Source organism: Nitrospira sp., assembly GCA_024760545.1.
Taxonomy (GTDB): domain Bacteria; phylum Nitrospirota; class Nitrospiria; order Nitrospirales; family Nitrospiraceae; genus Nitrospira_D.
On record CP060501.1, the window covers coordinates 4,472,658 to 4,486,223 of the forward strand.

The window sequence follows — 13,566 nt, forward strand, 5'->3', positions numbered from 1 at the left end:
TGCCCTAGCTTGGCCTCACTCCCATCTGTCGAGGCACCGCCCGAATATGCATGGGCCAGGATCCTAAAATGGCCAAAGTCAATCATGATGAGGTCTCGCATGGTTTGGATAAAGAAAGATCAATCCGCTCTTTCCAGGCGACTATTTGAGATGGTCTTATCCGGAACTTCCTATTCGGAGGCTGCGACGACGTTTGGGATGTCAACGGAAAACTGTAGGAAACGGTTCTTTCGATTGGCACGCCTGGCGGTTCGCAGGCGTGCACCGGCTCATCGACACGAACCACCATTCAACGTGCAGCGTGTGACGGTGATGCGACAACACAAAGACGACTGGTTACGAGCCTATGACCAAGCATGGGCACCCCTGTCGTTGTCTGAGTGTCAACAGCCAGAAACGGTTTCGATCTCTCAACTGAAGTTGAGCTACCAGACAGAAGCCTGCCTCAGACATGCTGGCATCATCACACTGGCTGATCTCCTCCATACGACCGAACATCACCTCTTGATCAATAAGGGGTGCGGAGAACAGACGCTGGGTGAAATTCGGGCACTGTTGGCCCGCCTCGGGCTGTCATTCATGCCAGCTGAAGAGCCGGTGGCTCACACGATGGTCGGACGGCTAGCCCCTGGCAGGTCCTGATGATACCTAGGAGAAAAGAAGCCGAACTCAGAACGGTTCAGGCACGTTTGCGAGTAACTCAGCCGCACAGAGCCGCACCACTCCAGTCTCGTCTGCGGTAAGGACTTCGCCTTGGGCGAGGATGCGTTGTATTCGTTCGTTCGCTGCGATGAAGTCTGTAATCTCCTGTCGGAAGGTGATGATCGGCGTATTCATTGGAGTATCCTCCATGAATAATGATGAGGGATAACTGTTGTCCTCGCATCCACGTTTGTCACGCGGCGTGACGCCCCGCCCTTGAACGCTCACTGGATCAGAGACCGCTCCTCTGCCTGAACCGGAAATGGTTGCCAGGACGCACGATCCAGGTGCCAGGTTCCTGTTTCTTTACAGCGGACACAGTACGTTTGAAAGATGTGGGGGAGAGAAACGTATTCTGGGTTTTCTCTTGGCAGACGGCGCACAGAAGGAAGCAGGTATTCGAGAAAAAGAGTGCATCGATTTTCATCGAAGCCACCTCTTCAGCTCTGCTCGTCAGTCACGCTGAGCGAAGACCACGAACGGGAGAGAAGTGTAGCAAATCGTAAAACTACTTACAAGGTCCGCCACGCTGATGGGCCGAGGCGCGCTTTATACAAGTAATAGGAGTCATGACAAACACATCCACTATACGTTGAGCAGCGCACGGGCACACAAAGTTTTCATCATGCTTGATTAGTTGAATAGTCAGTTCATGGTTTTCTATCGATGTTGAGAACGTAATGCGCGCAAATATGTCTCTCCACATCATGAGTTAGGTCCCATATTCTCATTGCAACACGAGGAGAAAAGGGAGGTGCACCATCACAGATCTAGAGTTTCCCAGTCACATAACGAGAATCCGGTCAGAAGCCCCACACAACTAGATGGGATAGCGCCTCATATGCTAGCATCTTGCTCTCCTACAAGCCGATCGGCAGATGAGTTAAAAAAGGTCTTGCCGTGTCGCAGATGCCGAGACACCAGTGCCTCGTATATCAAGGGTCTCCTGCCGCGCATCTGCCTATGCTTGCATCCCTGATCCGGCTTAAGCTGAAAGAGAACACCCGATGCCTCTATCTGAATAGTGTGCCAATGGTGGCCGGTCTGCGGTCATACCTTTTCGCAGGGGGTATGGATGTGCCGAAGGAAATCATGAAAGGCAGTCTTGTGCTATCTTCGGACACCGGCCATTTTCTGAATGGGCGTTTTAATATTGAGCGAATGCTCCAAATTTTGACTGACGCACTGGACCAAGCACAACATGAGGGGTACCAAGGTCTTTTGGTGACCGGTGATATAAGCTGGGAATTTGGTCCGGAACGGGACTTTTCAAAACTGCTAGAATATGAACGGCGGCTGGAAGAATTGTTTCAGAAACACCCAACTATGTCTGGCATCTGCCAATACCACACAGATACGTCGCCTCCCGAAGCGATGCGGCAAGCCCTCGTGAGTCATCCAGCTATCTTTATCAATGAAACGCTCTCCCGTTTGAACCCAGAGTATGTGAGCCCAGATGCTTAGATGTATATCCAAAAAAACATGCAGACACACAGAAGATACCATGAAACATTTTATAACCGAAATCACTGCCAGCTAGGCAATCCATTTTGTAACCTCCTAGCATACCCAGCCACTATCGCAATAGTCGGACGGTGAATCCTACCAGGTCGTCATAACCTGGTTTCTCTAGTTTCGTATCCGTTGAGATGCGGCACGCTCATTTTCGATGATTATTGCGACAGGCCACTCTCGACCAGTGTTGCAAAAGGCACCCAGGATGAGCGGGTGAGCGGGATTTTATCTGTATTTACCTCAGGAACACACTCGCATCGTAGTGGCACTTCCCTTGCTTAGATCACTCATAGCGAGAGTATCGTCGGCTAGCTACCCCTATGGTCCCTTTCCCGGAGAGAGACGATTATGGTCAATAAGACGACTGTGTTGATTGTCGAGGGTGATCGAGATATGCGGAATCTTCTCCATGATGAGTTTTGGGGCGCGGGCTATCGGCTCCGTGAAGCCCAGAATGTCAATGAAGCCGTTCGTGCTATCTTGGAAACACCTCCCGACGTTATTGTGACGGACGTCCAGCCGTCGGTAGGAGCGTCGGAGTATATCGCGCTATTGCGCAGCGTCGCTCCGCAGTGTCCAATTATTGCAATGACGGCATTCGGCAGTGCCAAAGTGCGGGAGGATGTGCTGCAGGCCGGGGCCAACGCCTGTATCGATAAGCCTATGCGACTCTCTGATATCCGAGCCAAAGTCGAGGGATTGGTCTTCAAATCGAATCGGAGACGAGTTTGTGATGTCAATCGATAATGGTAAGAGCCGCGTGTTTGCTGGGGGGGCTTATAACGTCATTGTTGACCTGTGCTTTCAGCCAACATACTCATAGCACCCTCGCAAGATGGCAGACCTCTCACCCTGGCATATGCTTTGGTCCCATATTCCCTTTGCAACACCAGGGCAAAAGGAGGTGTCAATGCTTTGCTGGTACGCTTACTAGAAACCATGACACCAACCTGGATGATTTCTCGCTCGTTTTTGGTTTGACAGTTGGTCGCATGGAACAATCGCGACCCATGTCTTTCCCCAGTACGGTCCTTCCATAGCCTTCGTTAGCAAGCAGTTTCTTGGTTGAGGTCCAGCTCAATACTACCAGTCCCTCTGCCGTGTCCGCCTGTGCCATTAGAAGAGCGAACATTTCCCAATCTCCATGTACGGCGTATTAGTCTCGTCATCAGTTATTTTCTTCTCCCCGCCGGTGGGTAAATCCTCGCCAACCTCTATATATCCAAATGGAGAGGTGCGGATGAACCTTCCATTGTTTTTGTTATAGGTAAAATCCCCCCAAATCATCCCGCAGGAGAGAAAGCCTGCCTCGTTGAAACCCTCTTTGCACCAGTCGCGCGGAGCGCTTTTCCCAACCACGGTAATCTGAAATGCGGCTGTAGGTTGTGTGGACCTCGAGATGACATATTTCGACGGATTGTTAAATGTAGTCGAGTTCCAGTGCTTGCTGGTTTTGTCATGCCAGAATCCATTTCTCTGCTCAGCGATGCACAAATAGTGTTCTCTGGGCTTTTCCGAATCTCCTGCCTCCACATTCGCCGAGAGCATCGTCAATAGGACGGTCAGCACAAGTTGGATTCGCATCGGTCTGTCCTTCCATTACTTCACCAGTCCAAGACCGAACATTTGTTGCCTAAGCCGCATCAAACCCTTTGCCTAGCCGCACTGTCGGTTAAGTGTGCGCATATACACGCATAAACATAAGATAGATAGTAGGTACGGATCATAAACTAGGATAGTTCCTAGTTCGGAATAGATTCTGCCAACTGCATAACTAAGTTGTTCATTGATAAATGCGTCCATATGGACCGCCATCACAATCGCAGATGAACGGCTCTCTCATGACCTTACGCGACGAGATTCGGCACTTTATGGTCGTCTCGGAAAGCTTGCTCGACGGTACCATCAAAGCAGAGGATCTGACCTACATCGAACTCGAACTTCTCCAGTACTATCTATGCGAGGTTGGTCAGAAGTTTCCGACCCACCTCAAACTGACTCATACGTCGACGCAGGACCACGCCGATGGCACCTCCCAATCATTGCCGAGTGGGTTCATGCCCAAGGGAGAGTAACCTATATGAGCAATGTTCACCGTCAAAGAGTTTGTGCTGACGACACATCGACCATACTTGTTCAGACCAAGCCACTACTAGCTGATGGCTGGGAGACGAAAAGATGGCCAATACCGTCAGCGGTTTCTTCCGCACCCTCGCCCACGCGGAACAAACCAAGTTCGAACTCGCCACCCTGAGGAAGTCGGCTTTCAGCCCACCACCCATGCCGACATGTCTCCGCATGGGTTCTTCGCGGAACCTCAAGCACTTACTTGGGATCGATCCATCGAGTCAGCCTCTGCTCTCAGAAGGCGTTCGGCGTGGTGGGCCAGTGCTTGAGGTCCAAGCCGAGGAACATTACCTCAATGCGATTGCCGATATTTTTGATCAATGGGGAGCCGAAGACACCTCGATCTTCACGGCAGCAGAGCGGGTGGATGAACAACAGGAGTACTGGAGCCAGATGTTGGCTGACAGAGACTAGGGGGACTATGCCGAGAGGCGGGGGGGAAGGCTCACCTCGGCACGCGTAGTGCCAGTGGAGCCATGACACATAATGATCAATCTACTAGATCTCAACCAGCGGACGACCATGCTGGACTATAAGCATCGCTGGATTGAATTAACTCCTAGAAGGGATACTCACGATGGGACATGGCGCTGTCAGTTCATGATTATTGGATTCAAACATACGTCCTGGAGCTACCATCAAGGATATGCCAACGGAACCTTCGCGTCCCGTGATGCTGCCAAATCGGCTGCACTGGAAAAGGCGAAACGTCTCGTCGATACACTTGAACAGACTGCCCAAGATCCACGGCCAGAATCCGGCTTGGTCTTGGAACCTACACGAGCAGAATTCGAAGACTGTTTGCTTAGGCTCGATGTTGTTATGGCGTTAACGCGACTGCCTTGATCAGTTTCCTCCATTCCGACGATGCGATAAGCTGATGACCTGCTTATAATCCTTTCCTTTCGTTCCACGCTTCAAGAGTTATATCCCCCTATCCCCCTAGAGCATAGATAGCTGAGGAGCGGAATTGCTGGCTTTACCAAAGGATAATTTGAGGAGTTTTAGGACACGCTTAGCTCCCGCTTCGTGATAGAGTGCGCGATGCCTATTCGCAATCACTCCAAATCCAATCCCAAATCGATTCCCAAAAATAAGAATCAAAAGAAGTTAGGTATTAGCATTTTTTATGCAAACCCAAAACTCAAGCAACTTCCAGACACGACCCGCATTCCGTGGTTTACTAGTAAGGCTCTACCTACCCCAGCAAGCCCGGCAAGGATATCTAGCCGTCAACTATCTTCGCTTCCGACCAACCAGTTGCCTTCAAGTAATTGATCGGCACACTCCTGCCCCCGTCATAGGCTTGAGACTCTTTTAGACTTTGGAGTACAAGGAGAAAAAGGAGGGCAGTTACTGGACTGAGAACCCATCGTTTGGCGCGTTGGAGATCAATCGATAGATGACTGAAGAATGTCTGAATCAATTTCCACTGCGCGACTTCCAAGGCAGTGGTTTCTGCTTCGTCGCGAGTCGAAACTCTGCCTAAGCGTAGCCGTAGTGAAGTATGTGGGTGCTCTCAGGTACCGAGGTTGCCAAGACCCCACTGATCGAACCATCGACTAGGTGTGGCTCCTTGCGCGTACCGATCATGGCCGAGTACAGCGGGTGGCACGCATTACAGAACGTCGCGGTGAAGGCATAGCTATCAGCTGGTTGACTATAAGATGCATGGTACTCCGTTAGCCTCATCCACACATCTCCGTTCGGATCATAAACTCTCTCGCACAGCTCACAGAGTGTAAGGGGTTTTGATTGAGAGGCCATGACTCACCTCCACGCATATGGGGGATCACGACGAAGTAGAATCCGAATTGGGGCGCATTCTGGCACGGGTGCGCAGCCAAGACTTACTAGGATAATCCCTAGCTCGACGATTCTGACACCGGGCAAAACAAATATGGGGGCGATAAGTTTCACTCTAGGGGTCTGCCTAGTGTCATAACCATACAAGACAGACTCTCAACCTCTCATTTTTGCGACACCTTTGTACCCGCACTTCCTGGTAATGCTAAGTAGTTGCGTGTGTAAGTCTTTGTATCTACGTACGAATCGCTCGCCGTATGTTTAGCCTACTCAATGGCATTTAACTTGCGCTTGATCTCTGGGGACAGCTTGCAGGGAGGTGGATATGCAACAGGGATTGCATGTGCCCAGAACAATCAGGGCGGCCTTGTTTGTCCAATATGAATGGCATCTCACGCCGAGAGGATGGATACTCGGGGGGTGGTGTGCATCTGAATCGGTCACCTCACCAATGCCGCCTCCGGATGATCGTGTTGAGACATGGATGATCACCGCAACACCCTACAAGAACCTGTGCGTTCCTGCGCAACAGCAATGGTCGCTCGTCTGGGTCTCTTCTCAACATAGTGCGGCCCAGCGACGCGCATTACGGGCATGGCATCGTCTGCCCGCGCAAGGGCGGGAGGATTCAACGCCCACCTCTTGGGACTTTCCTCTGAACTAGTTTTGAGTGTGCCCCCTACTGACCAAACGGCACACCTCGCCACCATTCATAGTTCATAGTCACGGGACTCTTTTAGGGAATGCACCACCAAAAGCAAAAGGGAGGTGTTTTTGGTTGACCGGCGGGAAATCAGCAAATGCACCTCCCACAGAAGCACCCGCACTCGTGGGGTGGCTCGAGCGTAACCATGTTCACTCGCTGCCCGCGAAGGGTGGCGCCGTCACATCGGTACGGTGCCACGTCGCAAAAATCAGCACCGTGTACTGGTTGTAAAATGCTCGCCCGACCAGTTTGGCAGTTGTACCGAGAAACTCACCGGTTCGATTATCAAACACATCCATATGGAGCCGAACATAGCCGCTTTGGCTCTGGTTCTTGTAGAGTGTGAGTTCGGGGAGCGAGAAGGGAATCAAGACGCTCTGAACGGGCGGCATGCCTACGAAGGTCGTGCCTTGCATGGTCCCGAACGATTCGGCCATCACACGAACCGAGTATGGCGCGATGTCTTGGGTGGAGACACGATAGCCTTGGCGACCCAACTCTGCGGCCACGGCATCCCTAATGTATAGAATGTCGTGCGATGGACGATCAATCACGCCTGCCTCCCCATTCGTCATGCGGGGCCGGGACTGAGCACTGTCGAGCCCAGTTGCATCCACGGCTACATTGACGTCCTTGGGGAGGCGAATCGATAGATTCTTCAGGGCCTGCTCGACTGCCTGAGTCAACAGGACCTGCTCAACCGCCGTTCGAGGAGTGCGTGACACTTCTTGTTCAAGTGCGCATCCCGTGACCAGTGCCGTGAGCACACAGAGGGTAAAAGGAGAAACCTTCATGAGGAGCCAGACTATTAACCTAGCCGAGACTGACGTACGCCGGGGAATCACCGGTCTTTCGTATGCAGAATGGATTATCAGCTCCTCTCAGCCGCGACCCAACTGGGGCTCTCCCTCGTAGGCGCAAGCATGACTGGTCGAGCGCACCGGAGGCGAAGGCCCACGAAGCAAATAAGCTGCCGATGCTAATGAAGTTCATCGATCGAAGTTCTGGTGAATATACCAGTGCCCAGATACTTGAAGAAACGCTATGGTAACTGTGGCCTACGGACCTCAAAAAGAATAAGGTTTACCGGGGAGGTGCACTATGACTACGACTCAAGCGGCTGAACTCCGAGTCAAGTGGAAACAGCAGAGCAATCCTTCTAAGTGCGAACATCTGAACCTGGAATTGGAATGGAGTGAGGGCGGGTATCGGACTGGGAATTACAGTTGCATTGTATGTGGAGAGAACGTGGTGAAAGCCTGCGGACAATCATGAGACTGGAGTGTGTTTCTAACCCGGGTATGTTCAGTCAGTTGTGACCTTAAGAGTGTGACACCCGATGTCACTACCGTCACGGTGACGCCTGCACTTCAAAATTCTAGTTCCACTATGACGGTGAACGGGACACCCACCACCTCTGGCCAGGCTCGCCCCGTTACATTGCGTGCAGCGGGGTTGAGTACCCTGATCAATATAGTGGTGACGGCGCAGAACGGAACTCAGAGGACCTATACGGTGGAAGTCGATCGTGCCGCATTGGGTGGGAACAACAACCTGTCGGCCTTGAGCGTATCTCCAGGCTCTTTGGCTCCTGCGTTTGTACCAAGCACTCTGACCTACACGGTGAACGTGGCAAACTCCGTCACCAGCGTGAATGTCGCTGCAACCAAAGCCGATGCCAATGCGGTGATATCTGAAGACGTGACAGCCGGAGCAGGAACAGCCACCGGCCAAGCAACCATACAACTCGGTGGGGAGGGGACAGCGACTCTTGTGTTGATCGCGGTCACTGCCTCGAATGGCAGCTCCAAGACGTACCGAATCACCGTGGCCCGAGCCTCGTCATCGAGCAACAACAACTTGTCAGCCCTATCTGTCTCGCCAGGGTCCTTAACGCCTTCCTTTGCAGCGGGCAGAGAGGACTACACCACAGATGTAGCCAGCGATGTCACGAGCATGAACCTTTCGGCTACGAAGGCCGACGCGAATGCCGTGCTGTCCGGCTCAGTGAGCGCCGGGACAGGGGTTTCCACAGGACAAGCCACCATTCCATTAAACGGAGCTGGAACCAGTACTTCTGTCTCCATCACGGTGACCGCTGCGAATGGCAGTTCGAAGACCTATTCCATCACCGTAAATCGTGCGGCCAATGGAGACGAGGACAATAATGGCGGCAACCGGGGGAACGGGAGTAACAGAGGAAATGGAGGAAACAATGGGAATGGAGGAAATAACGGAAATGGAAACAACAAAAATAAGGAAGATGACTAATGCAACTTGCTACGCATATATCCGACCAGCTCGGGCCATACACTCATGAGACTCTTCTCCCATTAACACGTTTCTTTCCATTTTCTGTAACAACGATCAGCAGGCATACGTACTGACATGGGTCGGTCTTCATCACCGTGACCACCTACGAAGCCGCTTTGATATAGGATGCTCGTTTCCAACCTGACCGCAGCCTGCCCTTTACCAAGACTTTGAGGCGCTGGAGCTCTTCAACCACGCGCTCCCACTCCTCTAATTTGTTCAAATCATCTTGGCAACTGGTGTCTGCGAGCCAGACTTGGAACAGGGCAAGGTTTGCGATCTGCTCCTGGTTTGTCGGTTGTGCAAGGATAGAGGGATCGTTATTGATGAGTCCTCTGAGATGGGGGCAAAGACTTCCGAGTTCTGCGAGCTCACACGAACAGCTCACAATGAGCTCTTTCTCCGTCCATTCTGCGTTCACCTCAGAGGGAAAATGCGAGGAGAACTCATCGACGCAATACAGGGACAGTTCCTGTTCATTCACAATTGCCGCTCGCTCTCTGCCAGGCGGTCATCTATTACAAGTGTTTATAAGGCAGTCTAAGAATTGGACGGGTTGTACATCACGATATAGCTATCGTGCAAGAGAAAGCGAACGCATGCAGCACTATGATCCCCTCGTTTGTTTAGTAACGCTCATGAGCGCTAGGTCTTGTAGTGCGCATATACACGCAATAAGTGAGAGAATTGTGCGGCGCATAAATTAGGGGTATTACTAGTTCGGAAGATGAGCTTCCCAATGCATAAGTAAGACATTCATCTTGAAATGCGTCCATATTGACCGCCAGCCCTATTGCAGCCAGAGCAGCCGCGATAAGCGACGCCATGGATGCGCTCTTAAACTGGATCCCAGCATATGGCTATCCTGCCCTCTTCATCTTGCTCATGCTTGGCCTTGTGGGGTTGCCAATTCCAGATGAAACCTTGCTCACCTTTTCTGGGTACCTCATTTTCACAAATCAGTTCGCGCCGATGCCAACAATGGCCGCTGCGTTTCTCGGAAGCATCTGCGGAATCACCATCAGCTACCTCATCGGTCGTTGTCTGGGGTTGTATGTCGTCCACACGGTTGGCCGGAGATTGAGAATTGGGCCTGACGACTTGGACAAAGTCAGCGCCTGGTATGTGCGGTGGGGGAAATATGCTCTCTTCTTCGGCTACTTCGTGCCGGGCGTTCGACATCTCGTGGCCCTCGTGGCGGGATCATCGAATTTGCCGTTGGTGATTTTTATGCCCTTCGCCTATGCGGGAGCACTCATACGGTCGGTGACGTTTCTCGGGTTGGGCTATGGGTTAGGGGAAACATGGGCGCAGGCGTCCGCCACCGTTCAACAAGGTCTCGCGGTCGCTGGTGGTATTGTATTGGTGGTTCTCATCGGACTCCTCGTCGTTCGGATGAGAAAAGAACACATCCATGATGGCCATGATTGAGTCTCGTATACCTCTCTGGATGAGTGTTTGCTAGGAAATTGGCGCGTGGAGCATTGCCAGGGAGAGAGTGAGGATGAATTCTTGTGCATCAGCGCGACATGTAAGGCAGGGACAACCTCGTCTCGGTCCCCCAGGTTCTGGGGATAACCATGTGCACAAGCTAGGGCTTGCGGGAGAATCTCCACGGATGGAGCTCTTGTCTGGCACCTTGCTCAAGTTTTAGGCAACTGTAACTAACCGTGCAACCCCCCAACTAATTGGAAAGGACCGGGCACAACTATTTTCTATAGACACACTTGCTGACTGATTCAAATGATTATAACGATGTCACGAAGCAAGCTGATTGTCCTTAGTCCTCCACCCTCAGGTGGGACAGATTTCGAATCTCATTATCCTTGCTTATCTTGCCCCCTCAGTTCCCATCTCAAGTATTGAGTAGGCCCGAGCTCAATAGGGGTTGCGCCTAGTTGTCGCGATAATTCACTTTTTGTACGGTCAACTCTAGTAAACAAAGCAATCAAGCCCTGGCTCGAAATGAAAGGTGGTTTTCCGAGTTTTCAGCCGCTTTGAACCCACTGGAGGACGGAACCATGCAGGACTTGAGAAAATGTTGGATCGAGTTGAGGAATCCACATCAACACGCGGATGGGACCTGGAGCTGCGGGTATGTGCTTTTTAAATTCGGTGCAACACACTGGAGGTTCAATAAAGGGCCCTGACGGCAGCTTCGCGTCACGAGAAGAGGCTGCTGCGGCAGCCCAGCTTGAGGCAAAACGCATCGTCAGTTCGCTCGGGCTACCTGCACTGCCACGGAAGCGTTTAAGTACATTCAGTGGTCGTAGTCCTGTATCGTTGAAACAAGTCATGGGTGGATGAGGCTCTTGCAAGGACCGCAGCTTGCTGCTGAATGCCTGAGGCGGATACGTTCAGGTTTTCTGTTGTGTAGAACTCGATGGGGTCCCCGTCTTTGACGGTGACCCCTCAGCTCCTGAGTGCATTCTATTCGAAACCTCTGGGTGGAGGTTCGAGAACAAATTTACTAGAGGTGTCTATCCGGCGGCGCAGTCGCGATTGTAGGAGAAGGGAGTCGGAGGTTAAAGCCCATTGGTGTGTCTATCCAGTGGCTCAATACGATGAAACGATAAATAGCCGCTGGCCCAACCGAAGGTTGGGATGGAGCTGGCGAGAGGAATCGAACCTCCAACCTGCGGTTTACAAAATCTCTTAGATCCTTCCTCAGACAACCTAAGCCCACAACAAACAACAAACCAGGACTTCACCGACATGGGGGAAGATGGGGCTTGTTTGTCCTGTCCTGGTAGCAACGTGGTAGCAGATTGAGGCACGAGGTATATAAGTAGAGGCTGTCTCACTGATCCTCCTACAACTCACCCTCAAATAGTTAGTGACTGTCACCAGCCGTGATCGGCAGACCCCCCACCGGCTTAGGCAACGGTCCCATATTGGCTTTGTATCACCAGGACAAGAATGGAGGGCGGAAATGCAAAGTCTAAATAGCATTCGATTATCTAGAGCAAAGACCGGCATGCGACGGGGAACTTCCCGGCCATAGAAACGAGATAGTATTGAATGATCTCTCGCTCATCCGTCGTCAGTTCCTCTGGTAACACGCCATCTCCCAGCAGATGCTCCGAGGCGTACACAAATAAATTCACTTCCTGGCGAATAAAATCCATGGAGCCATCGCTTTCTGAGACATAACGGATACCCTTCTGCTTGTCAGGGTATCCTGCCCCTTCGTGATAGGGTCTGTATAATGCCACTATGCGCATCTACTAACGGACTTCCTCAATTATCACGTTGCAGCGTCGTCGCATGGCCTTGGTCCGTGACATAGGCTTTGACCACGTCCCCTGTCTTCACCATATCCAACTTGGTACTCTTGTCGACGTGAATCTTTTGCAGCCCACTATCGGTCTGGATGAAGTAATACTGACCTTCTTTTTTCATTAAGGTTCCGAGGATCGTATCTATTGTCAGACGCTCTTTGATGGTAGGACTGGCCTCTTTCATGGTATCGGCTGCGTAAATTACACCGATTCCAGAACCCAATAGTCCGACTGTGAGTATTGAGAGTAGTACTGTTTTCATAAAACCTCCCATGTCAGCCGTGAATCATTGAAACAGTGTTGCACCGGATAGACACATCGAATACTGGGCAATCGCCTTGAGGGATGTTCCTGGGTGCTACGTCGACAAGAGGAGCGTACCGTAGGAATAGAGAGAAGACCTTTCTGGATCTTCGCATAAGAGGAGATTGCGATGGTTAGAGGGGATCTAACAGTTATTTATCGCTGGGAGGTGTGTACCGCCCGCTCGTCGTCAGGCGAACAAGTTACAAATATGCTTGAAAGAACTCTCTCATCAGTTAACCACAAAAGGAGGATCGAACATGCAAGTCATGTCCAAGACAATAGGAGCGACATTGCTGGCAGTTCTGTTCTGCATAGGTTTTCCCACAATCGCACTCTCCGTAGATCGGGAAGTCTATGACAAACCGAATGTGCAGACGGGCAACATCATTAAAGGTAAGGTCATGAGTGTGAATCCGGACGCGAAGGCTGCACAGACGTGGCATGTGGGGGTGAAGGATAACGACACCGGCCAGGTGGTTGTGCTGCATGTCGATAAGACGACAACGAGGAAGGACATCATGCTCAGCCCCGATGTAGGAGCAAATGTGGTCGCGAAGTACAATGAGCAAAATCATGCCATTTCGTTTCTGACAGATCAAAGCATGAGCCACTGACATCCCTACGATGAGCATGGTGCGGCTTCGATGGAGAAGCAAGCGACGATGGGCGGACAAGACACTAGGCCGTTCAAATAAAATAACCTAGAAAAGGAGACGGGTGCCTTATCGAAAGACCCGAGTGAGTTAAAAGAAATGGTTGGGACCACCGATGCGGCTGCGAAGGAGGATGTGGCGCGCGGTTCAGGGTTTG

The 13,566-nt window shown here is 51.6% G+C and carries 16 protein-coding genes; 10 read left to right on the top strand and 6 right to left on the bottom strand.

Annotation, left to right across the window (positions count from 1 at the left end; all coding sequences use genetic code 11):
* Positions 1–99 precede the first annotated feature (99 nt).
* The gene (locus tag H8K03_21325) at positions 100–642 is read left to right on the top strand and encodes a hypothetical protein (GenBank protein ID UVT20277.1); all 543 of its coding nucleotides are present in this window, start codon (positions 100–102) and stop codon (positions 640–642) included.
* Positions 643–669: 27 nt separating this feature from the next.
* On the opposite strand, the gene H8K03_21330 is transcribed toward H8K03_21325, so the two are convergent.
* Positions 670–837, bottom strand: coding sequence for a hypothetical protein (locus tag H8K03_21330; GenBank protein UVT20278.1), 168 nt, complete (start codon positions 835–837; stop codon positions 670–672).
* A 765-nt stretch (positions 838–1,602) separates the two neighbouring features.
* Between H8K03_21330 and H8K03_21335 the strand changes: the two genes are divergently transcribed.
* Together H8K03_21335 and H8K03_21340 are read left to right on the top strand one after the other, a co-directional pair.
* Positions 1,603–2,166 (top strand): MEDS domain-containing protein, encoded by a 564-nt coding sequence (locus tag H8K03_21335; protein UVT20279.1) that lies wholly within the window; start codon positions 1,603–1,605, stop codon positions 2,164–2,166.
* Between the two features lie 399 nt (positions 2,167–2,565).
* Positions 2,566–2,964: a response regulator gene (locus H8K03_21340; GenBank protein UVT20280.1), complete on the top strand. Its 399-nt coding sequence runs from the start codon at positions 2,566–2,568 to the stop codon at positions 2,962–2,964.
* 369 nt (positions 2,965–3,333) lie between these two features.
* On the opposite strand, the gene H8K03_21345 is transcribed toward H8K03_21340, so the two are convergent.
* Positions 3,334–3,801 carry a hypothetical protein gene (locus H8K03_21345; GenBank protein ID UVT20281.1) on the bottom strand — a complete coding sequence of 156 codons (468 nt, stop codon included), beginning with the start codon at positions 3,799–3,801 and terminating at the stop codon, positions 3,334–3,336.
* 257 nt (positions 3,802–4,058) lie between these two features.
* Between H8K03_21345 and H8K03_21350 the strand changes: the two genes are divergently transcribed.
* The 3 genes from H8K03_21350 (at position 4,059) to H8K03_21360 (ending at position 5,190) form a co-directional block, all read left to right on the top strand.
* Positions 4,059–4,292, top strand: a complete 234-nt coding sequence (locus tag H8K03_21350) for a hypothetical protein (protein ID UVT20282.1) — start codon at positions 4,059–4,061, stop codon at positions 4,290–4,292.
* Positions 4,293–4,395: 103 nt separating this feature from the next.
* Positions 4,396–4,758, top strand: coding sequence for a hypothetical protein (locus H8K03_21355; GenBank protein UVT20283.1), 363 nt, complete (start codon positions 4,396–4,398; stop codon positions 4,756–4,758).
* Positions 4,759–4,830: 72 nt separating this feature from the next.
* Positions 4,831–5,190, top strand: coding sequence for a hypothetical protein (locus H8K03_21360; protein UVT20284.1), 360 nt, complete (start codon positions 4,831–4,833; stop codon positions 5,188–5,190).
* A gap of 1,815 nt (positions 5,191–7,005) precedes the next feature.
* On the opposite strand, the gene H8K03_21365 is transcribed toward H8K03_21360, so the two are convergent.
* Positions 7,006–7,650: a hypothetical protein gene (locus H8K03_21365; GenBank protein UVT20285.1), complete on the bottom strand. Its 645-nt coding sequence runs from the start codon at positions 7,648–7,650 to the stop codon at positions 7,006–7,008.
* Between the two features lie 307 nt (positions 7,651–7,957).
* Here H8K03_21365 and H8K03_21370 point away from each other — a divergent pair, with 307 nt between their 5' ends.
* Positions 7,958–8,131, top strand: coding sequence for a hypothetical protein (locus H8K03_21370; GenBank protein ID UVT20286.1), 174 nt, complete (start codon positions 7,958–7,960; stop codon positions 8,129–8,131).
* 54 nt (positions 8,132–8,185) lie between these two features.
* Entirely contained in the window at positions 8,186–9,127 is a 942-nt protein-coding gene (locus H8K03_21375) for a cadherin-like beta sandwich domain-containing protein (GenBank protein ID UVT20287.1), read from the top strand.
* 145 nt (positions 9,128–9,272) lie between these two features.
* Here H8K03_21375 and H8K03_21380 read toward each other — a convergent pair whose 3' ends face one another.
* Positions 9,273–9,653 carry a hypothetical protein gene (locus H8K03_21380; GenBank protein ID UVT20288.1) on the bottom strand — a complete coding sequence of 127 codons (381 nt, stop codon included), beginning with the start codon at positions 9,651–9,653 and terminating at the stop codon, positions 9,273–9,275.
* A gap of 341 nt (positions 9,654–9,994) precedes the next feature.
* On the opposite strand from H8K03_21380, the gene H8K03_21385 reads away from it, so the two are divergent.
* Positions 9,995–10,600, top strand: coding sequence for a DedA family protein (locus tag H8K03_21385; protein UVT20289.1), 606 nt, complete (start codon positions 9,995–9,997; stop codon positions 10,598–10,600).
* A 1,529-nt stretch (positions 10,601–12,129) separates the two neighbouring features.
* Here the strand turns inward: H8K03_21385 and H8K03_21390 are convergent.
* Positions 12,130–12,393 (bottom strand): hypothetical protein, encoded by a 264-nt coding sequence (locus H8K03_21390; protein UVT20290.1) that lies wholly within the window; start codon positions 12,391–12,393, stop codon positions 12,130–12,132.
* Between the two features lie 16 nt (positions 12,394–12,409).
* Entirely contained in the window at positions 12,410–12,712 is a 303-nt protein-coding gene (locus H8K03_21395) for a hypothetical protein (protein ID UVT20291.1), read from the bottom strand.
* Positions 12,713–13,013: 301 nt separating this feature from the next.
* Between H8K03_21395 and H8K03_21400 the strand changes: the two genes are divergently transcribed.
* Positions 13,014–13,370: a hypothetical protein gene (locus H8K03_21400; protein ID UVT20292.1), complete on the top strand. Its 357-nt coding sequence runs from the start codon at positions 13,014–13,016 to the stop codon at positions 13,368–13,370.
* Positions 13,371–13,566: the final 196 nt, after the last annotated feature.